Raw genomic sequence first — 23454 nt, 5'->3', positions numbered from 1 at the left:
ATTTCATGACGTTGAGGACGCTCGGCCGGACCGGGGTGCGGATCAGCCCGCTGACCCTCGGCACGATGAATTTCGGACGCTGGCAGGAGGAGGACGAGAGCCTGCGGATCATCGGCGCCGCCCTCGACGCCGGCATCACCGCTGTCGACACCGCCGACGTGTACGCGCAGGGCGTCTCCGAGGAGATCGTCGGCAAAGCGCTGAAGGGCCGTCGCGACGACGTCTTCCTGGCCACCAAGTTCCACGGACAGTTCGGTGACAACCCGCTGCACGCCGGCAACTCGCGGCGCTGGATCACTCAGGCTGTGGAGGGCAGCCTGCGCCGCCTCGGCACCGATCACATCGACCTCTACCAGGCACATCGCCCGGACCCGAAGACCGAGTTGCTGGAAACGCTGCAGACCCTGAACGACCTGATCCGGGCCGGCAAGATCCGCTACTACGGCACGTCGACGTTCCCGGCGCACCAGCAGGTCGAGGCGCACTGGCTGGCCGAGCGGCACGGCCTGATCGCGCCGCACACCGAGCAGCTGCCGTACTCGCTGCTGGTCCGCGGCGCCGAGCGCGAGGTCTTCCCGGTCGTCCGCAAATACGGTGTCGGAGTGATCAGTTACGGACCACTGGCGGCGGGCTGGCTCTCCGGCAAGTACCGGGTCGGCGGTTCGCAGCCGGAGTCGGCGCGGGCCGATCTGATTCCCGGCCGGTTCGACATCGATCTCGACGTCAACCAGCGGAAGCTGGCCGCCGCGGACGCGCTTTTCGACCTCGCGGCCTCGCAGGGCTTGACGCTGATCGAGCTGGCCGTGGCGTTCGCGCTCAACCACCCCGCGATCAGCAGTGTGATCATCGGCCCGCGGACCAGTGACCATCTGGACGCCTATCTGAAGGCGGCCACGGTCCAGCTGGACGACGCCGTCCTCGACCGGATCGACGCGATCGTCGCGCCCGGCACCCATTTCATCGAACGCGACACCGGCGTCGACACCCCGTCCCTGCAACCGTCCGCCCTGCGAAGGAGCCGTCCATGAGTGCCATCCCTTACCGCCGTGCCGGGAAATCCGGACTCGACCTGTCCGCGTTCGCCTTCGGGCTGTGGCAGAAGTTCGGCACCGACTACTCCTACGACAACCAGCGCGCCATCCTGCTGCACGCGTTCGAGCTGGGCATCACCCATTTCGACAACGCCGACCGGTACGGCCCGCCGCACCGGGCCGCACAGAAGCTCTTCGGCGAGGTGCTGCGCAAGGACCTCGCGGCACACCGGGACGAGCTGATCCTCTCCACGAAGGCGGGCAACCCGATCGGGACCAGCCCTTATCTGCAGGGCGGCTCCCGCAAGTCGCTGCTCGGCTCGCTCGACCACAGCCTGCGTGACCTGGGCACCGATTACGTCGACATCTTCTACCACCACCGGGCGGACACCTCGACCCCGCTGGAGGAGACGGTCGGCGCGCTGTCCGACGCGGTCCGGCAGGGCAAGGCGCTGTACATCGGCATCTCGAACTACCCGACCTCTCTTTCTCAAGAGATCTCGCGGCTCCTGCGGGCGGCGGGCGTGCCGCTGCTCGTGCACCAGCCGCGGTACTCCATCTTCGACCGCAGCCGGGAGGACGACGGCCTGCTCGACCTGGCCGCTGAGGACGGCTTCGGCGTGGTGGTCTATTCGCCGCTGGCACAGGGCCTGCTCACCGACAAGTACCTGGACGGCATCCCTGCCGGCGCCCGCGCGCAGAACAGCGCGTTCCTGTCGCCGGACGCCATCACCGACGAGTACCGGGAGAAGGCCCGCGCGCTCAACAAGCTCGCCGCCGAGCGCGGGCAGTCCCTCGCCCAGCTCGCCCTGCAGTGGGTGCTGCGCCGCACCGAGGTCACCTCGGCGCTGATCGGCGCGAGCTCGCCGGAACAGCTCGACCACAACGTGCGGGCGCTCGACTTCCCGGCGTTCACCGACGACGAGCTGGCGTTGATCGACGAGCATTCGCGATGAGTCTCCGCCTCGGCTTCCTCCTGCATCTCGACGGCGACCTGCCTCCGGCGGTCGCGTACCGGCAGGCCATCGAGCTGTTCGTCGCGGCCGAGGAGCTCGGGTACGACTCCGGATGGGTGATCCACCGGCACTTCCGGCAGGGCAGGGAACACGTCTCCGCCCCGCTCGTCGTGCTGGCCGCGATCGCCGAGCACACCCGGCGGATCCGGCTCGGCACCGGCGTGCTCGTGCTGCCGCTGGAGGACCCGTTGAAGGTGGCCGAGGACGCGGCCACCCTCGACGAGCTCTCCGGCGGGCGGCTCGAACTCGGCGTCGGCTCCGGGCCGTTCCCCGGCGCGTGGGAGGCGTTCGGCCTCGACCTCGGCGAGCGGCACCGGCTCTTCGACGCCTCGGTGGCGCGGCTGCACGAGGTGCTCGACGGGGTGCCGCTCAACAGTCTCGGCGAGGTGCTGCATCCGCCGGGCGGCGGCGTCCGCGGTCGCGTGTGGCAGGCCACCACCAGCGACCCGGCCCTCGCGCACGCGGCGGCCGTGGCCGCCGGCAAGGCCGGCGACGGCCTGCAACTCTCCCGCGCGACAGCATGGCGGGCTGGTTCTGTCCTTGAAGCCCAGGAGCAGCAGGCGTCCTGGATCGCGAGTTATCGGGCAGCGTCGGCAGCTCCCCGGGTGCAGGTGTCCCGGGCGGTCTATCCGCATCCGTCGCATGCCGAGGCGGTCCGGCTGGTCACGCCCGGAGTGCGTCGCTGGCAGTCCTGGAACTCCGCCGCGTCCGGTCTCTCCGTCGCCGAATATCTCGCCGCCGACCACGCCCTGCTCGGTCCGCCCGACGAGATCGCCGCGTCGCTGCTCCACGATCCGGCGCTGGCCGCGTCGACCGACCTGCTGGTCAGTTTCGTGCCCGGTGTGCCGGAACTCGGCGAACACCTGCGGCTGCTCACCACCACGGCGCGTGACCTCGCGCCCCTGCTCGGCTGGAGGCCATCGCTGTGACCGGTTTTCACCTCAACATCTCCCTGATGACGCCCGGCCATTTTCGGTACGCGTGGCGGCTCCCGCACCGGGATCCGCTCGCCTACCTGGACATCGACCACTTCGCGCGGCTGGTCCGGATCGCCGAGGATGCCACGATCGACGCGGTCTTCCTGGGCGACGGTCCCGCTCTGCGCGGCGAGATCGAGGACGCACCGGGTACCGGGTTGGATCCGCTCGTGCTGCTCGGCCACCTGGCGGCTCTCACGTCGTCGCTGGGTGTCGTGATCACCAGTTCGACCACGTACAACTCGCCGTACAACCTGGCCCGGCGTTTTCAGGCTCTGGACCACGTGACTCGCGGGCGGGCGGCGGTCAACATCGTCACCACGGGGACGCCGGCCGCGGCCGCGAACTTCGGGTTGTCCTCGCATCCGTCCCGGGAGGACCGGTATCGGCGGGCGCACGAGTTCCTCGACGTGGTCACCGGGTTGTGGGACGGCTGGGAACCAGGGGCCATCGTTGCTGACAAGGCGACGGGGCGTTATGGCGTACCCGAGAAGATCCTGCGATTGGATCATGAGGGTGAGTTCTTCTCGGTAGCCGGACCACTCCCGGTGCCGGCTGGCCCGCAGGGCCGGCCGGTGATCGTCCAAGCCGGCGGGTCGGAGGGTGGGTTGTCGCTGGCCGCGCGCTATGCGGACGTGGTGTTCACGGTGGCGCAGACGGTGGAGAAGGCTGTCGCTTTCCGCGCTGATATCCGTGAGCGGGCGGCTGCTCTCGGCCGTTCGGTGAAGGTCTCGCTGGGTGTGGTGGTGCTGGTCGCCGCGACGTCGGAGGAGGCTGCTGTTCGGGCGCAGGAGCTGTATGCGACATTGCCGATCGAGTCGCTGACCGCGGTTTTGTTGGCCAATCTGGGGTTGGCGCCGGGATCCTTCGGCCCGGACGACCCGATTTCTTTCGCGGACCTGCCTGCCGAAATTACGGATAATTCGTTTTCAGCCGGATTTAGTGTGTCAACTCGGGCGTTGATCGCTGAGTCTCCTCGGACGCCGCGTGAGCTGGTGCAGCGTGGGGCCGGGGGAGCCGGCCACCGATTGCTGGTCGGCTCGGCCGAAGAGGTCGCGGATGATTTGGAGGCCTGGTTCAACGCCGGAGCCGCCGACGGGTTCACGATCATGCCGGCTGACACGGCTGTGGACTTCGAGAACTTCGCCACGCTGGTGGTGCCTCTCCTGCAGAAACGTGGCATCTTCCCATCTTCGTATTCGGATCCCACCCTGCGGGGACGCCTCTTCGGAAAGGTTTCGGTCTGATGCCCTTCACCGCTCGTTACGGAGTTCCCTTCACGGGTCTGCACAATGACGTCCTCGCGGCGCAGCTGACCCGCCGCTCGGTCCGCAAGTTCGGCCCGCGCGACGTCACCGAGGACGAGCTGACCACGCTGGTGGCGGCGGCGCAGTCCGCACCGACCTCGTCCAACCTGCAGCCGTGGAGCGTGGTGGCGGTCCGCGATCCCGCTCGCCGCAAGCGCTTGTCGGTGCTGGCCGGCAACCAGGAGTTCGTGGCGTCGGCCCCGCTGTTCCTGGTGTGGGTGGCCGACCTGGGCCGAGCCCGCCGCCTGGCGTTGCGGGCGGGCGTCCCGCTGGACGGCGCCGATTACCTGGAGTCCACCATCATCGGGTTCGTGGACACGGCGCTTGCCGCCCAGAACGCGGTGGTCGCGGCGTCGTCTCTGGGTCTGGGGTCGGTGTTCGTGGGCGCGATCCGCAACCACCCGGAGGAGGTGGCAGCGGAGCTGGGCCTGCCGTCACATGCGGTGGCGGCCTTCGGGCTGGCGGTGGGAACACCCGACCCGTCGGAGGAGGCGGACGTGAAGCCACGGCTGCCGCAGGAGGCGGTGCTGCACCGCGAGGTGTACGACGCCGAGGCGGCGGATGCGCATGTCGCTGGATATGACGGGGTGCTGGAGGCGTACAACGCTCGCTTCGGGCTGTCGGGTGGGTGGAGCGAGCGGGTGTTGTCGCGCTTGAAGGGCCCGGAGTCGTTGTCCGGCCGCCACGTTCTGAGGGCGACGCTGGAGCGCCTGGGCCTACCGTCCCGCTGACCCCACGGTTTTGGTGGGTTACGCCTGTGCGCGACGGCCACCAAGCGACAGGTGGGCGGCTGGGACCCGGCCTGGTGCGACTGGCATTCTGGCGCTTTGGCCCGCGGCTCACGGCCGAGGATCGGGACGCGCCGAAGACTCGGCCGCGCTGAAATGGTGAGAGAAGGGTGACGGCGGGGCGGCCTGAAGGGTGAGCTTCCCGAAGTGGCTGACAAGCAGGGCTTATGACGTCGGGTGCCCTCGCATGAGTGGGGTCCGGCATGGCACGCTTGAGCCAGAATCCGCCGAGAGAGTGAGGCGATCCGATGAGTGTGGCGGTGCTGGAGCACCCGGAGCCGTGGAGTGAGGACGAATACTTCGCGCTCGGCGAGACCTCGAACCGGATCGAGCTGATCGATGGGAGCCTGTGGGTGAGTCCCGCGCCGAGCAAACGTCACCAGCACATCGCATTCCTGCTTGCCATGGGGCTGTACTCGGCGGCTGAGCAGGCGGGGCTTCTGGTGTTGCAGGACGTCAACCTGCGCCTGGCCGGCGGACGTATTCTCCAGCCCGACATCGTCGTGGCCGATACCGATGACATCGGCACGACTGTCGAGGCAGGCGAGGCCAAGCTTGTCGTCGAGGTGGTCTCGCCGAGCAACGCGGGAACGGATCGTCTGCTCAAACCCCAGCTGTACGCGGCTGCGGGAATCGAGTGGTACTTGCGGGTCGAGCAGCCGCAGGACAGTGTCGAACTGCATCTCCACAGGCTGGTCGACGGTCATTACGCCGTTGCCGAGGTCGTGCGTGCCGGTGAGTCGCTTGCCTCCGACGAGCCGTTCCCGTTCACGCTCGAGGTGGCGGCACTGCTACGTCGCAGGCACCGCGACTGACGTCCATCGCTACGCGGGCCATAGCTGGATCAGCCACTCCTCGACGCCGGTGTAGTCGGTTTCGAGCGTCAGCCGCTCCATCGCCTCGCCGCGGCCGCGGGTGTGTGCCCGTATCCTCAGCAGGGCCTCCACCTCCACCTCCAGGTCTGGGCCGGCCGGTTCGCCCATGATGGAGCGCAGCCGCAGCCGTCCCGACGGCGCGGCGAACGAGGCCTCGGCGGTCTCGTCCCACTCGCCCTCGGCCACGCCCGGGTCTGCGGCCCATCGCTCGATCGTGACAGCCGGCCGGAACAGGTCACCGCCGGAACGGAACACCACGCCGTGCTGGCCGGCGCTCAGGATCTCCTCGTCCTCGGGCAGTCCCTCTTCCTGCGGCGAGGGCTTGCGGCGCGGATCGAGCAGGACGAACATGCGGTGGTCGACGCGCGGAGCGTACTGAAGCCGGCTGATCGGCGGCATGAAACCTCCCGGGACAGTTCTCAAGGACGGTACAGCGGGGCCCGGCGAACCCGCCGGGCCCCGCTGTACCGGTCAGGGACCGGTGGTGGGGTGGATGGTCACCGCGCCGGACGTGAGGTCCTGCGGCTCGGTGACGTCCACGTCGTAGCCGGCCTCCGGCCGGTTGTCGTACCAGGTGACGTTGCCGGGATGGTCACCGCTGCTCAGCGGCCAGATCACCAGCCGGAAACGATCGGCGCCGGGCTGGCACTGCCCGGGGCGGCCGGTGGTGCATCCGTCGTATCCGTAATAGACGAAGCCGTAGCCGCTCTTCCCGTTCACCGTCGCCTTCCCCCGTGCGGCGACCTTGCCGTCCGGGGTGACCACCAGCCATTCCAGGCCCTTGTTGCCGGCGTCCAGGCGCAGGTCCGTGTTCGCGAGGTACGCGCGGGCCGTCCCGGTCACCGTGTCGGTGTGATAGTAGTTCGCGGCCAGGTGGAACGACATCGAGCCGGCGGTGGGCTGGGCGGCCCAGGCGCTCGCCGCCGAGGTGAAGGCTCCGTCCGCGTTGGCGAAGCCGGCCTCCGGGTCATAGACGACGATCATCGTGGTCGCGGTGTCCTCGGCACCCGCGTCGTCGGTGACGGTCACCGAGATCGTGTACATGCCGGCGTGCTCGAAGGTGTGCTGCCGGTTGCAGGTGTGCGACTCCGCCGCGTAGGTGTCGGCGCCCTCGCCGTCGTCCCAGCGGACCGAGCAGTTGTGCGTGTCGAGGGCACCCGGGTCGGTGAACGGCGCGGTGAGGTTCACGCCGGCGCCGGCCTTGAAGACCTGCCACGGATCCGGCCCGGTGATCTTCACGCTCGGCGGCGCGTTGCGCACCGTGACGGTGGCCCGGTCGGACACCGGCGCGTTGAGGCCGTCGTCGGCGGTCAGGGTGACCTCGACGGTGCCCTCGTCGTTACAGGTGATCCGGGTGACCTGCCGCTCCGGCGCGGAGAGGGTGCAGGACATGCCGTCCCGGCCGGAGGTGACCCGGTAACTCCACCGGGTCGACGGTGTCCCCTCGAAGTCGTGCACAGCCCCGCGCAGCGTGCCGGGTGCCCCCTCGTCGGTGGCGATGTCCTCGCCGGCGTTCACGGTCGGTGCCGAGTCCGGGATCTCGCTCCCGCCACCGCCACCGCCACCGCCGCCGCCACCGCCGGTACCGGTGAAGCCGAGCAGCACGAAGAACGGGTCATCGTGCAGGATGCGCTGCGACTCGTACCAGGCGCCGAGGACGGCGCCGCCGGAAGAGTTGTCCGAGCCGTCGATGACCCGCGCGGAGTAGTGGCCGTTGGATTGCGAGGCGCCCTGGTAGGTGGATTTGAACGGGTACTCGTCGCAGTCGAACTGACCGCCCTGCGAGTAGTCGGCGCCCCACCATTCCCTGCAGGTGCGCACGGCCTCGTTGTTGTTGTCGCGCACGATCGTCGGGTCGTACGGCTCATAGATGCGATGCAGTGGCTGCGGCTGGTCGGCGAAGGGATTTCCGGCCACCTTCTTGCCTTCCAGCGGCGGCCGGGTCTTCTGCGGCAGATACATCGCGTCGTAGATGTGCAGCGCGGCCTTGCGGTAGTTCTGGTACTCGTCCATCGCCATCGGGAACAGCTCCGACACCCGGTCGAAGACGCAGCCGCGGTCGCCCTGCAGATAGGTCGCCTCGTCGCAGCGATAACCGTTGCTGCCGGCCTCGTCGGTCACCGTGTTCGCGGCGGGGTAACTCGCGGTGGACTTGATGTGGAAGTTGAACCAGCTGATCCGGTCGCTGCCGAGGCCGTACGCCGGGTCGGACTGGAAACGGAAGACGGTGTCGCTGTTCTGCTTCCACTCGGCGATCGGGCGGGGCTCCACGTCGTCACCCAGGTTGTGCAGGCAGGGCACACCGTTCTGCCCGTCGCACACCAGATTCAGCTGGAGCACCATCGCGTCCAGCATCACGTTGTCGGTCTGGATGTCGTGGATGCGGGTCGTGAACGAGATCTGGCTGTACCTCGGGTCGGTGGCCGGCTGCGTCGCGTCCCAGCCCTCGCCCTTCGTGGTCATCCGCCAGCTGATGTCGCCGATCTCCTGGCTCCGGACACAGACGAAGATCCTGATCTGGCAGACCTCGAGCTCGGTGCTGTACACCACGGTATGGCACCAGTTGAAGTGATCGATGACGAAGCCGCCGGACCGGTCGGCCCATTCGTCGGCGGCGCACTCCTCAATGGTGGTGCTCGGAGCGCGCAGCGAGGCTCCGGTCTGGGCGTACTGGCCGCGGTGAACGGTCTCCGCCTGGTCGGCGGTGGTGGTGGCCGTCTTGGAACGCGTGGTCTGTGCTTCCTGTGAACTCTTCAGGCTGGTGAGCCGATATTGCTCCCCAGTGGGTACCGGCTCGGCCGGTGCCGCCTGTGCGGGGCTGGCGAAGCTGAACAACAGCAGTAATACCGATAGCGCGGATGCTAGGCGTCTCACTCGATCATTCCCTCTCGATCGGCTGACCGGGGTCTTCGGACCCCTGCACCGCGGGGAAGAGCGCACACCACATGGCCGGTCATCGACCGGCGCTGGGCAGCAGAAAGCATGGTCATCCCCCGTGGATGGGATCGCTCCCAGAGCGACCCATCGCCACCCTGGTTTATTGATCTATAGATGTCAATACCTGGCGCCCGGCGTCCGACGCTCCCGGGTACGCGGTCCAGCCGTCATTCACACATCGTCAAGTGTTGTTCCATAGCGTCCCCGGCATGATTCTGGCCAGCCTGCCGTTCGCGCTCGGCATCGTCATGCTGGGGCTTGGCCTGGGGCTCACGGTGGCCGACTTCACGCGTGTCGGCCGGCATCCCAGAACAGTCCTCATCGCCATGCTGTGCCAGGTGATCCTGCTGCCGGTGATCTGTCTCGGCCTGGTGCTCGCCTTCCGGCTGCCGGCGGTGCTTGCGGTCGGGTTGCTGCTGGTCGCGGCGTCGCCGGGTGGGCCGATCGCCAACCTGTTCAGTCACCTGTTCGGCGGGAACGTCGCGCTGAACGTCACGCTCACGGCGGTGAACTCGCTGCTGGTCGTGGTCACTCTGCCGATCGTGGTGAACCTCGCGACCGGGTACTTCCTGTCCGGCGGGGCAGCGGTCGGGCTGCAGTTCGGCAAGGTGGTCCAGGTCTTCGTGATGGTCATCGCGCCGGTCGCGATCGGGATGCTGGTGCGTGCGCTGGCACCGCGGACCGCGCAGTGGCTCAGCCGCCCGGTGCGGGTGCTGTCGTTGCTGGTCCTCATCTCGGTCATCGGGGTCGTGCTGCACTCCCAGCGCGAGAATCTCGGCGAGTACTTCGTCGAGGTCGGGCCGGCCGCGCTGGTCTTCAACCTCGTCAGCCTGCTGGTCGGTTACCGCGTGCCGCGCCTGCTCGGCGTCGACCACGCCTCGTCGCTCGCCGCCGGATTCGAGATCGGCATTCACAACACCGCGCTCGCCATGGCGGTCGCGTTGAGCCCGGCGTTGCTGAACAGCGCCGAGATGGCCATTCCCGCCGTGGTGTACGGCATCGTCATGTTCTTCACCGCGATGGGCTTCGGCTGGCTGAGCAGCCGTCAGAGCTCGGCGAGGAACTTCGCGGCGCGGCCCGCGAACAGGTAGGACTCGCGGGCGGTGGACAACTCATGCGCCGACGACGCGGCGGCCCGGACCACGTCGGCGGGTTCACCTTGTGCCTGCAGAAGCCGCGCCCGCAGCAGCAGGATCAGTCCTTCGGCGTACCGCTGGCCGTAGGATTCGAGGGCCCGGTCTGCCCGGTTGAGGGCGATGCCGGCCTTGTCCGTAACCCCGGCGGCCAGCCACATATCCGCGATCAACGCGTGGTGGTACGCGACACCCCACCGCGGCGGGTCGACCAGCGTCGAGTCCAGGAGCTGTTCGGCCTCCGCCGCGACACCGGCCGGGTCGTCGCCGGTCAACGCCCGGGCCCAGTACCAGTTCAGGCGTACGTAATGCTCCTGCTGGACGGCGGCGCGGCCGGTGCCGACCGCGATCCAGCGGTTGATCGTGCGGATCACCCAGGCCGCGTCACCGGCCATCGACGCGATGATGGTGACGTAGTACGCCCAGGTGGCGACCGCGTACGGGTCCTCAGGGCCGTTCCAGTCGTCGATCATGACGCCGGCCGTGGCCACGTCGCCGTGCATCGCGGTCAGAACGGCTCGCCAGCCGGGCCACTCGCCCGAGACGTCGCGCCGGATCGGGGTCTCGCTGTGCGGCGAGACGACCTCGTCGAGCAGGGCGCGGTCGTTGCCGGTGAAGCAGCGGTGGGCCTCGCCGATGTTGCCGATGTCCCACTGATGGAGGCCCCAGGCCTGCCGGCCGTAGACCTGGACCACCGGATCGGCGGACGCCCGCCCCTGCTCCGCCAGCCGGCGGACCAGACGTTCACGGTCCCATTCCAGGAATGTGTACGCCCCGAACAGGCGGGCGAACAGGAGTCCGGCGGCGTCGACATCCCGGCCGAGCTGTCGCGCCAGTACTTCGGCGCGTTCGAGCAGGTCGAACGTCGTACCCCCGAAGCCGGCTTGCCGGCGTGGCGCGATGGCAAGCAGCGAGAGTGCGGAGAGTTCCGCCTCCGGGAGGCCCGCGGCCCGCGCGATCCGCGCGGCCGATTCCAGATGCCGGTCAGCGGCGACGAACGCGAGCTTCGCGGCCGCCCTGCGCCCGGCGCGTTTCAACACCTCGACGGTACGCACGGAGTCGGCGAGCGGCCCGGCGGCCCGCAGGTGGTACGCGAGGCGTTCGATGACGGCGTCGTCATCCGCGTGGCCGTCCTCAAGAGCGTCCGCGACCCGCAGGTGCAGCCGCGCCGCCCGCTGATGGGCCGTCGTCTCGGTGACCGACTCGCGGACGATGTCGTGCGCGAACCGCCACGAGAACAGGCCGTCCGATCCCGCTTCCAGCAGGCCGAGCGTACGCAGCGGTTCCACCAGTTCCAGGCACTCCGCGACGCCGATGCCGGTGGCACGGGCCAGCAGATCGAGGTCGACCTCACGTCCGATCAGTGCCGCGACCTGCAACAGGTCGCGCACGTTGTCGTCAAGACCGGCCATCCGGGCGCGTACGACATCGCGCACGGTGGTCGGCACCCCGGCGCGGGCGGCGGCGTCCTCGTCGCCGAGAGCACCGCGGTCGTGCAGCAACCGGGACAGCTCACGGACGAAGAACGGATTGCCTGCGGTACGGGCATGGATGCTGCCGGCGACGTCCGGCCCGGGTTCGTGGCCGGTCTGGCGGCGGACGAGTTCCGCCACGTCGGTGAGGCTGAGCGGGCCGATCCGGAGACGGCGATGGCTGGGCAGCCGGCTGGCCGCCGCGAGCACCCGGGAAAGGTCGGATCCGGGAGTCGGCGCGCGATCCCGCAGAGCGCCGACGATCGCCGCGCCGGTCGGCAACCGGCTCGCCAGATGGCCGAACAGCTGCAGCGAGGCGGCATCGGCCCACTGGAGGTCGTCGACGATGAGCAGCAGCGGCCGTTCCGCTGACGCTTGCCCGAACACCGCGACGACCTGCTCGAACAGGCGGAACTGGGCGCGCCCGCCGGACCGTGGTGGCGCGTCGTCGTCCTGCCGGGACTCCAGGATGGTGCCGAGCTCGCCGGCCAGCCACTTCTCCCGCGCCGGCACGGGCAGGCTGTCGAGGACCGCGGTGAGTGCCTGCTCCCAGGGCCACATCGACGGTGTGCCGTCACCCTCCAGACAGGACGCCCAGACGACGAGCGCGCCGTGCTGTTCGGCGACCGCCGCGGCCTCACCCAGCAGCAGCGTCTTGCCCGTGCCCGGTTCACCTTCGACGACGCCGAGGCCGGAGCGGCCGCCGAGGGCCTGCTCGATGACATATCGCAGAACGTTGAGTTCCTCACCGCGGCCGACCATGTCCGAGGCCGGCTCGGCCGGTGGGCCGTCGTCCATCGGCTCCGCGTCGTCCGGGGCCGGCCTCAGCACCCGCAGGCGCGCGGCCTGCAAGGCCGGGCCGGGGTCGATGCCGAGGTCCTCAGCCAGCCGCGCGCTCACCGCATGAAACGCGGACAGCGCTTCCGCCTGCCGGCCGGCGGCGCCGAGCGCCGTGACGAGGCCGGCCTGCACGGGTTCGTGGAACGGCGCCAGCGACGCGGCCAGCTGCAACGCCGGAATCACCCGTTCCGGCCGGCGCAGCGACACGGCCAGGTCGGCCGCCGCCGTACACGCGGCGCGGAACTCGTCGTCGAGCGCGGCCAGGACCGGAATGGTCGCCGAGCCAGGGAACAGACCGTCGCCCACCCGGCCCTGCCAGAGGTGCAGCGCCTCGGCGTAGTGGTCGAGCGCCGCGGTGCGAGCACCCTCGGCGAGTGCTGCCCCGGCGGCTTCGACGTGCTGCCGGAACGTGACGAGATCCAGCGTGCCGGGCCCGGCGTTGAACACGTACGCGTTCCCGCGCCGATGCAGATAGCTGCCGGCGGCCCGGACCGGAAGGTCGGGCTCCAGGGTCCGCCGCAATGCCCCGACGTACTTCTGGACGACGTTGAGCGCACTGGACGGAACGTTGCCGGCCCAGATCAGATCGATGAGCTCGGTGGTGCTGACCGGGCGGCCGGCACTGGCCAGCAGCACCGCCAGCAACTGCGCCTGCTGCCGCGGGCCGGCGTCCAGCTCGATGCCGTCACGCCACAACCGCAGCGGGCCGAGGATCCGCAGACGCACCGAACTCGCGCCCACCGGCGAATGCCCTGGCCCAGCCACGCCTGCCGACTCCCGGATGAAGAGACACCGCCTGTGTCCAAAGTCTAGCGGTGACGCCTCCGGTTGAGGACCCATCGGATTCAGAGCTGGTACACAACGCATCCAGACCTCCGACCTACGTTCCTCAGCGTCCGGTTTTCCGGTTTGAGGAGGTCGACCATGCTGGTTCTCGTGACCGGTGGTTCCGGGTTCGTCGGCGCGCACTGCATCCGGCAGTTGCTGGCACAGGGTCATCGGGTCCGGACGACAGTGCGTACGCCGTCGAAGGAACAGGCGGTGCGGGCGACGGTGGAGCCCGATGCGGACGTGTCGTTCGCCGTGGTCGACCTGAACTCCGACGTCGGCTGGGCCACTGCCGCCGAGGGCTGCGACGCCGTGCTGCACGTGGCCTCGCCGTTCCCGGGGAGCGCCCCGAAGAACCCCGACGACCTGATCGTGCCGGCCCGCGAGGGCACGTTGCGGGCGCTGCGCGCGGCCCGTGACGCCGGCGTCCGGCGTACCGTGCTGACCTCGTCGTTCGCTGCCATCGGGTACGGCCATCGCGATTACGACCGGGTCTTCACCGAAGCGGACTGGAGCGATCCGGACGGCCCTGAGCTGATCACCTATTCGCGATCGAAACTGGTCGCCGAGCGGGCCGCCTGGGACTTCGTCGACCAGGAGGGCGGCGGGATGGAACTAACCGTGATCAACCCGGTCGGCATTCTCGGCCCGGTGCTCGGCCCGGATCTGTCGGTCTACGTCGAGGTGATCGAGCAGCTGCTGAACGGCAAGCTGCCGCTGCTTCCCCGGCTGAACTGGGGCGTGGTCGACGTCCGCGACGTCGCGGACCTGCACGTACGCGCCATGGTCGAGCCGGCCGCCGCGGGCGAGCGTTTCGTTGCCACCGCCGGGACGACGTCGCTGCCGCGGATAGCGGGTCTGCTGCGCGAGCGCCTCGGCCCGGCCGCCGCCCGGGTACCGTCCCGGACCCTGCCGGACTGGGGGGTCCGGCTCAGCGCCCGGCTGAGCCCTCGGTTCGCGACTGTCGTACCGGATCTGGGCGTGGTCCGTGAGGCGTCGAGCGCGAAGGCGCGCGATGTGCTGGGCTGGAAACCCCGCCCGATCGAGGAGACGGTCCTCGACACCGCAACCAGCCTGGCCGCCCTGGGCCTGCTCACCAGCGCGTGACCTGGGGCGGTAGCCTCGGGCGCGATGCAGCCGCCGACCGTTCTCGCCGTACTCGCCGAGCTGGCGCCGGCTGCCGCTGAGCGGACTCTCGACGTCACCCGCGGCGCGCAGGCCCTCGTCTGGCTGGACACCCCTGAGCGCGCGCCGCGGAAAGCCGCCACCGAGCGGCTCGCCGCGCTCGACGCGCTGCACCGCGAGGAGCGGATCCTGCACCGCGGCTGGGGCTTTCTCGCCGGAACCACCCTCATCGACGGCAAAGCGCGCAAGGTACGCGTCCCGCTGCTCACCCAGCCCGTGCACCTGGAGCGGTCGCTCACCGGATATCGGGTGGTTCCCGCCGGGGACATCGAGGTCACGCCGCTGATCGCGGACCGGGACCTGGCCGCCGCGATGGAGGCGGCGCCGGGATTGGGCACGCCCGGATGGCTGGACGCCATCGGCAGCCGGGCCTGGCTGCGGTCGGCGGCCGAGGCGACCGGGCTGGCGTTCGACGCGGTCGTCGGCACGGGGGAGAAGCCGCCCAAGGACGGTCTCGTGCTGATCGCCGGAGCGGCGCTGTTCGTCGTCCGGGACGTTTTCGGGGTCGGGCTCAGTGACAGTCTGCGCAGCTGGGCCGGGCGCGATCTGTCCGGGACGGCGCTGGCCGCGATGTATGCGGCGACCGAGCCCGCGCCGGCGAAGGACGATACCGAGCCGGTTCTGTCGCCGCTTCCGCTCAGCGCCGAGCAGGCCCGCGTGGTCGCCCGCGTCCGCACCGCGCCGGTCACCGTCGTCTCCGGTCCGCCCGGCAGCGGTAAGAGCCACACCGTCGTAGCCGCCGCGCTCGAGGTCGTCCATCGCGGCGGCTCGGTGCTGGTCGCCACCCAGTCCTCGCACGCCGCCGAGGTTCTCGCCGGGCTGCTGGCCCGCTATCCGGGTCCGGCTCCGGTTCTCTTCGGCGACGCGAGCGGCCGCGCCGACCTTGAGGTCGAGCTCTCCTCGGGGGCAGAGCAAGGCGTCGGTGAGCCGGCTCTGCGAGCCCGGCGCCAGGCCGTTCACACTTCAACAGCTTGGGTACGCACATGCGGTACCGCCCTCACCGAAGGACTCGCACTCGAACGCCAAGCTGACGGCCTCGCCGGTTATCAGCCGCTACTGCCCGGCCTCGCCGTCGACGTCCCCGGCGCCTTCGACGAGAACACCGACCTGGAACGTGTCCGTGCACGGCTCGACGAAGCCCGCAACGGTGGCTGGGTCGCCCGCCTTCGAGGCTGGGCCGCACGGCGACAACTCGGTGCTCACGAAGGCGTACCCCCGGAAAGGGTGACGGAAGCGCTGGCCGCGGCCACCGCGCAGCGTGCTGCCGCGCGGCTTGCCGCGACTGGCGGCACGGACCTTGAGGCCCGCTGGGCCGCCCTGCACGAGGCCGAGGAGGCGTTGCGGGAGGCGGCCGGCGCGGCGATGCGGGATGAGGCGCGCAGCGCGAAACGGTGGGATCGTGATGCCCGCCGGGCCGCGTCGGCGCTGGCCACGGCGTTGCGGGCGGGGCGGAACCGCAGGCGGGAACTTCTTGCCCGGCTGGAGGCGGCGCCGCTGGTGCGGGCGCTGCCGCTGTGGATCGGGACGGTCGCGGACGTGGAGGATCTGTTGCCTCCGGCGCCCGGAATGTTCGATCTCGTGGTGATCGACGAGGCCTCTCATGTGGATCAGATCCGGGCCGCGCCGGTGCTGGCGCGGGCGCGGCGGGCGCTGGTGGTCGGTGATCCGCGGCAGTTGCGGTTCGTGTCGTTCGTCAGTGACGTGGACGTGTCGCAGGTTCTGGCTGCTCATGGGGCTGACGAGCGGCTCGACGTGCGGCGGGTCAGCGCTTACGACCTGGCCGCGGCGGCTGCGCCGGTCACCTGGCTGGCGTCGCATCATCGCAGCGTGCCGCACCTGATCGGGTTCTCGGCGCGGCGGTTCTACGACGGCCGGGTGTCGGTGATGACCAGGAACCCGGCCGCTGATGCGGCGGACGCCATCGACGTGCTGCGGGTACCGGACGGTGACGAGGTGACGGCGGCTCTACGGGCCGTGTCCGATCTGGCGTCGGCGGGGTACCGCGGCATCGGCGTGATCTCACCGTTCCGGGCGCAGGCCGAGGCGCTGGAGGCCGCGTTCCTGACGGAGTTCCCGGCCGAGCGGATCGAGGAGCTGCGCTTACGGGTCGGCACGGTGCACGCGTTCCAGGGCAGCGAGGCGGACGCGGTGGTGGTGTCGCTCGGACTGGGCGACGACGACGCTGCCGGTCGGCGGAGATTCGTGACCGACCCGCAGCTGTTCAACGTGATGATCACGCGGGCGCGGCGGCGGATGGTGGTGCTCAGCTCGGTGACCACGGCGGACGGGTTGCTGGGGGAGTACCTGGAGTGGGCGGAGTCCGCCCCGGCCGTTTCCGACATTTCCGAAATGTCGCCCGGATGGACGGCCGAGCTGGCGGCCGAACTGGACCGAATCGGAGTCCCCGTGCGAGCGGGGTATGCCGTCGGCCCCTGGCGCATCGACCTGGTCGCCGGCACACCGGATCGTTTCGCCGGCGTGATCTGCGGCGTCCACCCGGACCACCTGGCCCGCCAGAGCGCCCTGCACCGAGCGGGCTGGCCCCTGATCGACGCGTTCCCGTCCCGCTGGTCAGGCGACCCACGCCGGGCGGCCCTGGAGATCGCCGCAGCGGTCGGCATCACGTCGCCGTCGCCGTCGCTTCCACAGTGAGATCATCGTGCGATGTTCCGTACGCCTCCCGCCCTGGTCGACGTGCCGCTCGTGTTCCCCGAGGTCGTGCCGTTCGCGCTGACCACGATCCGGCTGCATCCCCGGCCGGGGCGGCCCTCGGCCACCGGCTCGCCGGGATGCCGGCGCCCGACGCGGAGACGAACCCCGAGCATGTGCCGAAGCCCTGCGTGCTGAATCCGGAGCGGGTCGTCGAATACCCCTCCTGGGACCTGCCTCGGGAGGTCCGGAACCTGATCGAGGACCGGATCGAGCGGATCAGTGACGAGACCGGCTGGGACTACGACTACGACCTGTCGGTAGCGGATGGGACCAAGGTCGGCGGCTATCCCGGATGGGCTGATGCTCGGCGATGTCGGCGGCATCTATCTCTTCACGTGCATGACCTGCCCGGCCCGCCCGGCCGACTACAGCTTCGACAACTCCTGAGTGTGACTCAGCGCTCACTCAGCGGGGCAAAACATCGATGTCGTTGCTTCTAGGGTGAATGAGCATGAGCGATGACATCGATGTGCGGGCATGGTTGCAGGAGCGCGGCACCGACACGGTGAAACATCCGGGCGGAACCCTCTACAAGCACCTCTGCCGTGTCTCGGACCGCCTCGCCGATCTCGGCCACGGCCCGCAGGTGCAGGCGGCCGGCTTGACCCACGCGGCGTACGGCACTGATGGTTTTGATCTGGCCTTGCTCTTCTGGCAGGAGCGCGACGAGCTGCGGGGCCTCGTCGGCGAGGAGGCCGAAGAGCTGGTCTTCCTGTACGGCTCCTGCGACCGGGACCGCAGCTGGCGCCGGCTCGCGGAGACGGGCGAGGTGACGAACCGTTTCACCGGCGCGGTGACGAGCCTCAAGGGCGATCAGCTGACGGTTTTCGTCGACCTGACCGCCGTCAACGAGCTGGACGTCATCGCCAAGGACCCGTCAATCCTGGCCCGCAACCGGAAGTCCTTCACCGAGCTGTTCACGGCGTGGGCGAAGGTCGCCTCCGAGCCGGTGTCCAAGGAGATGCGACTGGCCCTCTGAACCAGCCCACGCGGATCGCTGTAGCTGAAGGTGGCTGACGACCGCGGGCCGGGAAGAGGTGGGCGCCGATGCAGGCTCTGCTGGAGGACGCTCAACGGGTCAGCAGCGGCATTCACGACAACAGCTGGGTCGACGGCACCCTCGGCGCGGTGGGCGGGAGCCTTGACGCGCTCGGCATGGCGATCGATCCGCTGGGCACGCTGGCGGCGTGGGGCGTGGGCTGGCTGATCGAGCACGTCAGGCCGTTGCAGGAGGCGTTGGACCAGCTCGCCGGCAAGCCGGACGAGATCGCCGAACGGGCCGGCGCCTGGCAGGGTGTCGCGGAGTCGATCGGTATCGCCCGCGAGCAATACATGAGCGCGATCGAAGCGGAGACGGCCGGCTGGTTCGGTGCGGCAGGCGACGCCTATCGGGGACACGCCGGGGAACAGCTGGCAGCGCTGGATGGTCTCGCGACGGTGACGAAGGCGATCTCGTATGCGGTCGAAGGCGCCGGTCTGCTGGTCGGCCTGGTACGCGACATCGTGCGTGATCTGATCGCTCAGTTCGTGGCGACGCTGGCCGTCCGATTGCCGCAGTGGCTGGCAGCCGAAGGGCTGACGCTCGGCATCGCGACTCCGGTGGTCGCCGCCCAGGTCGTCGGGCTGGTGTCCCGGTGGGCGAACAGGATCCAGGACTTCGTCCGCGCGCTGCTGAACAGCCTGCGAAGGCTGACCGGGAAGCTGGACGAGCTGACCGGCCTCTTCCGCCACCCCGGGAAACGGACCGGCCATCGCCAGACGGGCGGTGAGGTGCGCCGGCCGCGAAACAGCATGGATTACGAGGTGCGCTGGGCGGACGAGGCCTACGACGAGATCCGCCGTGGTGACGACGAACTTCCCGCGATCGCCGCGACGGCCAGGGAGCACGGATTCACCCCGGAGGACATCCGCCGCGTCAAGAATCACCTCTTCCGGGAGGAGCATCTCCTCGACTCCTACTCGGACGGTGAGATGGGGCGGTTCGACGCGAACCCGCGCATCGCCGAGGCTTGGCACAGGCTGGCGGAGGGGCAGCCGCATCCCGCTGACCTGGATCTGCTGAGGCATGAGCGTCACGAGGCGGAGTTCATGGCCCGGACCGGTGACCTAAGCTATCGCAGGGCACATGCGGCGACACTCGATGCCGGATTCACCTGGGATCCCGAGGCCGCGGCCGCGGATGGTCTCGGCTATCAGCACCAGGACTGATGGAGGTGACGGAGTGACCGCATCGATCGGTGTCTGGGCTGAGGGATCCTCACCCCACGGCGTGCTCTACCGCTGGGAGGCGGACCAGGGCGCCGGAGCCTCGGGTTTCGTGGCGTTCGACCCGCAGGCGCGGCGGTTCCGGCCGGCGGACCGGCTCGGCAACGTCCTGGGTGACCTGCTCATCGACGCTGTCAGCGGTGAGACGACCGGTTCGGCCGAGGGTGTTGACCCGGCCGGTCTGGCTCGGGTCGCCGCCTCGATCCTGCGGGCGTTCACGCGGTCCGGCGAGCCGCCGAAGACCGCGCACGCCCATTACTACTGAGCCTTGTTCAGGCTCTTGTAAACCGGCGCCAGCTGTTTGTGCAAGCGCGTGTAAATCGCGAATATCTCGTCGTAGCGGGCCTGGTCCGATCCCGGTGAGAACACCTCGTTGTTCTGCGCCAGCTCCGAGATGTCGGAGAAGTCGATAAGCCCGGCGCCGACCGCTCCGATCCAGCCCGCGCCTCGGGCATTCACCAGAACGGGACGTGCGTCCCGCCGGATCTCCACCCCGAGAACGTCCGCGAAAATCTGGCACCACGACGACGATCGCGCCGCCCCGCCGGTTATCACCAGTGACGACATCGGCGTCCCGAGGAAGCGATTCACCGCCCCGGTCATCCATCGCGTATTGAGCGCCACCCCTTCGAAAACCGCCCGCAGCAAATCCGACCGCGTCGTTTCCAGCGAGATGTTCAGGAAGCCGGCCCGCAGATGCGGATCGTCGACCGGTGCCCGCTCCCCATAGAGCCACGGCATGTACAGAACGCCGTCAGACCCGGCCGGCACCGACGGAATAATTTTGTCGAAAGCGTCGAAGATGGTGCCCTCGTCCCGGCTGATGTGCCCCGCCGAGACCAGCGGATCGTCGAACTCCACGATCTTGTCGCGCAGCCAGGTCAGATTCGCGCCGGCCGTGGCCTGCAGCGCGGTCATCAGATAGCGATCCGGAATGGCGCACGGAATCGACGCGATCCCGGCCACCACATCGGTCTTCTTGCGCGGAACGTGCGCCGCGATCCACGACGACGTACCCAGATAAAGATGGGCCTCGTTGTCCCGGACCGTTCCGGCGCCGACTGCCGCGGCCGTGTTGTCGATAGCGCCGGCCACCACCCGCACCGACCGCGGGAGCCCGAGGTGATCGGCAGCGCTGGGGGCAAGCGTGCCGATCACCTCGGTGCATTTGACGATCGGCGGGAATTTGTCCCCGTCGATCCCGCTGGCGGCGACCAGCGACGGCGCGTACCGGATGGCGTCTGCTTTCCGGTTGTCGGTGACCCACGAGGTGAGGATCGAGTCGACGGTCGCGACCGTGCGGCCGGTGAGCTTCAGATTGATCCAGTCGAGGACGTTCAGGAACGTCTTCGTCCGCTCATAAATGTCAGGCATCTCGTCGCGGATGAAAAGCATGTGCGCCGCCGGGTCCTTGCCGGTCACGGAGGGCATGCCTCCGGTCAGGCGCAGCCAGCGCACGATTTTGAAGAGCGACATTCCTTGGTACGCCGGAAAACCCGCGAACTGACGCCGCAGATGCCCCGCCCCACGCATGTCGAGCCAGGTGACGCACTGCGTCAGCGGTTCACCGTCCGCGTCAACGGCGATCGTGCCCTCACCCTGGGTGGACGAGCAGATCGTGGTGACCGCGCGCAGATGCTCCGGGTGGTCACGACCGAGGTCGGCGACGACCTCGGCGAGCGCGTCCCACCAGGCGACCGGGTCCTGTTCGGCGCCGCCGCCGGGCAGCACCCGCAGCGGCACCGGGCGTTCGGCCCAGCCGGTGACCGTGCCGTCCGGGGAGACCAGGGCCGCCTTCATCCCCGAGGTTCCGAGGTCGATCGCCAAAACCTGAGGCGCTAGGGCCATTCAGACCCCCTCGACCAGCGCGAAGACCTGGTCGAAACGGGACAGCGCGTCGTCGATGACCTCGTCGGTGTCAGCCATCGACGTGTACATCCGGGACCCGGCGAGGGTGATGATGCCGTGCGCGGCGTACGCGGCGCCCATCTGCTCCATCAGCGTCTTGCGGCCCTTGTTCTCCTTGAGCAGCTTCACCGGGTTGCGCATGTCGAGCAGCATCACACCGCTGCATTCGAGGTGCACGATCGAGCCCTGGTTGTAGGCGACGTACGGCAGGCCGTACTTGTCGATCAGCTTCTGCAGGCCGCGGGTGAGCCGGTCACCGGCGCGCCCGGCGATGACCGGCGCGTTGGTGCGGGCCATCTCCTGGATCGCGAAGTACCCGGCCGCGCAGGACAGCGGGTTGGCCGACAGGGTGCCGCCGACCTGGATGTGCGCGCCGCTCTTGCCGTCGAGCCCGGAGCCGAAGACGCTCATCACCTCGGCCTTGCCACCGACGCCGCCGGCCATCGGGTAACCGCCGGAGACGGCCTTACCGAAAACGGTCAGGTCGGGGGTGACGCCGAAGTAACCGGCCGCGCCGCCGAGCCCGGTCCGGAAACCGGTGACCACCTCGTCGAAGATCAGCATCGCGCCGAACTCGTCGCAGAGCTTCCGGACGGCCGCGTTGTATCCGTACGGCACCGGGCGGGTGCCGGACTCCGGGCCGAGCGGTTCGACGATCACGGCGGCCGTGCCGCCGCGCAGCCGGTTCTCGATCAGCTTGCGCTTGAGCGTTCCAAGATCATGAGGAAAAGCCTCTCGGGTACGCCCGGTCGCGCCCCACGGGATGCCCTTCGCGTTCATCCGGAAGCTTCCCGGCACCCGCAGGCCGTAGACGACCGTGTCGGACCAGCCGTGGTACGCGCCACCGACCTTGATGACCATCTTCTTGCCGGTGTGCGCACGGGCCGCCCGGACCGCCGCCATCACGGCCTCGGTGCCGGAACCGAGCGACCGGTACATCTCGATGTGCGGCATGTACTTGTTGATGATCTCGGCGAGCTTGAGCTCGTACTCATGGAAGAGGCCGGTGACCGGCCCGCTCTCCTTGATCACCGCGGCGACCTGCTCGTTGACCGGGGAGTAGTTGCTGCCCAGGATCGTCGGGCCGCCGGCCTGCAGGAAGTCGATGTAGACGTTGCCGTCGCGGTCGGTGAGGTGCGCGCCCTCGGCCTTGTCCACGGCGAGCGGGAACGGGTAGTTGAACGCCAGGTTGTGCTGGACACCGCCGGGGATGCGCTTCTTGGCCCGCTCGGTGATCTCCTTGCTGGCCGTGCACTTGGTGTCGAAGTAGTTCAGCGTGTCGAGCAGCGCGTCGTGCCGCAGCCCGCGCAACGGCTGGGACACCAGGGCCTTCAGCCGCCGCATGGTGTCGTCGACGTCGAGGTACTCGGTGATCATGTAACCGAGGTCGGGGGCGGCCGTCTCGGCGGCCGGCTCCGCGACCTCGGCGACGCTCGGCAGTTCCTCGCCGTCGGGGACCCGGATCGGCTCGACCGCGTCGACGATCTGCGAGGCGATCCGCTTCTCGTCCTTCTTCAGCTTGCCGAAGGCGATCTCGCGGATCGTCGACGGGATCGTGTAGACCTTGCCGGCCTCCGACGTCAGCGCCATCAGGTACGCGATCGACACCTTCTCCAGCAGCGCCATGTTGAACACCGCGCGGTCCGGGTCGGTGCCCACCGCGACCACGCCGTGGTTCGCGATGATGAACGCGTTGTCCCCGCTCACGACCTTCTTCTGGACGTTCTTCGCCAGGAAGCCGGTGCCGGACGGCGCGTAATCGATGATCGCGACCTCGCGGCCCAGGAACCGGACCTGCTCGTCGGTCAGCGCCGGGATCGGCTTGCGCAGGAACGCCAGAGCCGAGGCGTACGGCTGGTGGGTGTGCACGATCGCGTTGACGTCGGGCCGCGACTTGTAGATGTTCGCGTGCATCCCGCACTCGATCGACGGCACGAGCCCACCGGCGCCGCCGAGATCCGGCACGTGCTTGCCGTTGAAGTCGACGATGCAGATGTCCTCGTCGCGCATCTTGTCGTAGTCGTAGTTGCTCGGCGTGACCGCGTAGAGCTCATGACCCGGGATGCGCACCGAGACGTTGCCCTCGGTCGCCTTGAGATATCCGCGTTCGAGCATCGTCCGGCACATGTCGACCACGTGGCGGCGGGACAACTGGTGTTTCACGGGCGGTGTCCGATCGG

17 protein-coding genes are annotated in these 23454 nt (G+C 69.3%); 12 read left to right on the top strand and 5 right to left on the bottom strand.

Annotation, left to right across the window (positions count from 1 at the left end):
- The first annotated feature begins 5 nt into the window (after positions 1-5).
- From B0I29_RS01800 to B0I29_RS01775, 6 genes are all read left to right on the top strand, one after another.
- The gene (locus B0I29_RS01800; RefSeq protein ID WP_111647018.1) at positions 6-1028 is read left to right on the top strand and encodes an aldo/keto reductase; all 1023 of its coding nucleotides are present in this window, start codon (positions 6-8) and stop codon (positions 1026-1028) included.
- Complete coding sequence (locus B0I29_RS01795; protein ID WP_111647017.1) at positions 1025-1987, top strand: aldo/keto reductase; 963 nt, start codon at positions 1025-1027, stop codon at positions 1985-1987. Before B0I29_RS01800 ends, B0I29_RS01795 begins: the two co-directional genes overlap by 4 nt.
- Positions 1984-2976 carry an LLM class flavin-dependent oxidoreductase gene (locus tag B0I29_RS01790; protein ID WP_111647016.1) on the top strand — a complete coding sequence of 331 codons (993 nt, stop codon included), beginning with the start codon at positions 1984-1986 and terminating at the stop codon, positions 2974-2976. Before B0I29_RS01795 ends, B0I29_RS01790 begins: the two co-directional genes overlap by 4 nt.
- Positions 2973-4271 carry an NtaA/DmoA family FMN-dependent monooxygenase gene (locus B0I29_RS01785; protein WP_111647015.1) on the top strand — a complete coding sequence of 433 codons (1299 nt, stop codon included), beginning with the start codon at positions 2973-2975 and terminating at the stop codon, positions 4269-4271. Before B0I29_RS01790 ends, B0I29_RS01785 begins: the two co-directional genes overlap by 4 nt.
- Positions 4271-5062, top strand: coding sequence for an NADPH-dependent oxidoreductase (locus B0I29_RS47360; protein WP_111647014.1), 792 nt, complete (start codon positions 4271-4273; stop codon positions 5060-5062). Before B0I29_RS01785 ends, B0I29_RS47360 begins: the two co-directional genes overlap by 1 nt.
- Positions 5063-5367: 305 nt before the next feature.
- On the top strand, positions 5368-5934 hold the full coding sequence (locus B0I29_RS01775) for a Uma2 family endonuclease (protein WP_111647013.1): 567 nt from the start codon (positions 5368-5370) through the stop codon (positions 5932-5934).
- A 9-nt stretch (positions 5935-5943) separates the two neighbouring features.
- Here the strand turns inward: B0I29_RS01775 and B0I29_RS01770 are convergent, their stop codons facing one another.
- Together B0I29_RS01770 and B0I29_RS01765 are read right to left on the bottom strand one after the other, a co-directional pair.
- Complete coding sequence (locus B0I29_RS01770) at positions 5944-6393, bottom strand: hypothetical protein (protein WP_111647012.1); 450 nt, start codon at positions 6391-6393, stop codon at positions 5944-5946.
- 72 nt (positions 6394-6465) lie between these two features.
- Positions 6466-8868: a PKD domain-containing protein gene (locus B0I29_RS01765; protein WP_146616683.1), complete on the bottom strand. Its 2403-nt coding sequence runs from the start codon at positions 8866-8868 to the stop codon at positions 6466-6468.
- A 272-nt stretch (positions 8869-9140) separates the two neighbouring features.
- On the opposite strand from B0I29_RS01765, the gene B0I29_RS01760 reads away from it, so the two are divergent.
- Positions 9141-10022 (top strand): bile acid:sodium symporter family protein, encoded by an 882-nt coding sequence (locus tag B0I29_RS01760; protein ID WP_111647010.1) that lies wholly within the window; start codon positions 9141-9143, stop codon positions 10020-10022.
- On the opposite strand, the gene B0I29_RS01755 is transcribed toward B0I29_RS01760, so the two are convergent.
- Positions 9977-13117 carry an ATP-binding protein gene (locus B0I29_RS01755; protein WP_220091259.1) on the bottom strand — a complete coding sequence of 1047 codons (3141 nt, stop codon included), beginning with the start codon at positions 13115-13117 and terminating at the stop codon, positions 9977-9979. The genes B0I29_RS01760 and B0I29_RS01755 overlap by 46 nt on opposite strands.
- A gap of 183 nt (positions 13118-13300) precedes the next feature.
- Here B0I29_RS01755 and B0I29_RS01750 point away from each other — a divergent pair, with 183 nt between their 5' ends.
- The 5 genes from B0I29_RS01750 to B0I29_RS01730 all read left to right on the top strand — a co-directional run bounded on the left by B0I29_RS01750 (position 13301) and on the right by B0I29_RS01730 (position 19631).
- Positions 13301-14311 (top strand): SDR family oxidoreductase, encoded by a 1011-nt coding sequence (locus B0I29_RS01750; RefSeq protein ID WP_111647008.1) that lies wholly within the window; start codon positions 13301-13303, stop codon positions 14309-14311.
- Positions 14312-14335: 24 nt separating this feature from the next.
- Complete coding sequence (locus B0I29_RS01745; RefSeq protein ID WP_111647007.1) at positions 14336-17041, top strand: AAA domain-containing protein; 2706 nt, start codon at positions 14336-14338, stop codon at positions 17039-17041.
- 511 nt (positions 17042-17552) lie between these two features.
- Positions 17553-18080: a DUF6817 domain-containing protein gene (locus tag B0I29_RS01740; RefSeq protein WP_111647329.1), complete on the top strand. Its 528-nt coding sequence runs from the start codon at positions 17553-17555 to the stop codon at positions 18078-18080.
- Positions 18081-18148: 68 nt separating this feature from the next.
- Positions 18149-19309 (top strand): WXG100 family type VII secretion target, encoded by a 1161-nt coding sequence (locus tag B0I29_RS01735; RefSeq protein WP_111647006.1) that lies wholly within the window; start codon positions 18149-18151, stop codon positions 19307-19309.
- 13 nt (positions 19310-19322) lie between these two features.
- Complete coding sequence (locus B0I29_RS01730) at positions 19323-19631, top strand: hypothetical protein (RefSeq protein ID WP_111647005.1); 309 nt, start codon at positions 19323-19325, stop codon at positions 19629-19631.
- Here B0I29_RS01730 and B0I29_RS01725 read toward each other — a convergent pair.
- Both B0I29_RS01725 and B0I29_RS01720 read right to left on the bottom strand, forming a co-directional pair.
- Complete coding sequence (locus tag B0I29_RS01725; protein ID WP_111647004.1) at positions 19625-21214, bottom strand: xylulokinase; 1590 nt, start codon at positions 21212-21214, stop codon at positions 19625-19627. The two genes, B0I29_RS01730 and B0I29_RS01725, sit on opposite strands and share 7 nt — an antisense overlap.
- Complete coding sequence (locus B0I29_RS01720) at positions 21215-23437, bottom strand: aminotransferase class III-fold pyridoxal phosphate-dependent enzyme (protein ID WP_111647003.1); 2223 nt, start codon at positions 23435-23437, stop codon at positions 21215-21217.
- Between the last annotated feature and the right edge of the window lie 17 nt (positions 23438-23454).

Origin of the sequence: Actinoplanes lutulentus (genome assembly GCF_003259845.1) — a bacterium.
GTDB lineage: Bacteria > Actinomycetota > Actinomycetes > Mycobacteriales > Micromonosporaceae > Actinoplanes > Actinoplanes lutulentus.
Note: the sequence above shows the minus strand (reverse complement) of the source record. Positions and strands in the feature narration are given on the sequence as shown.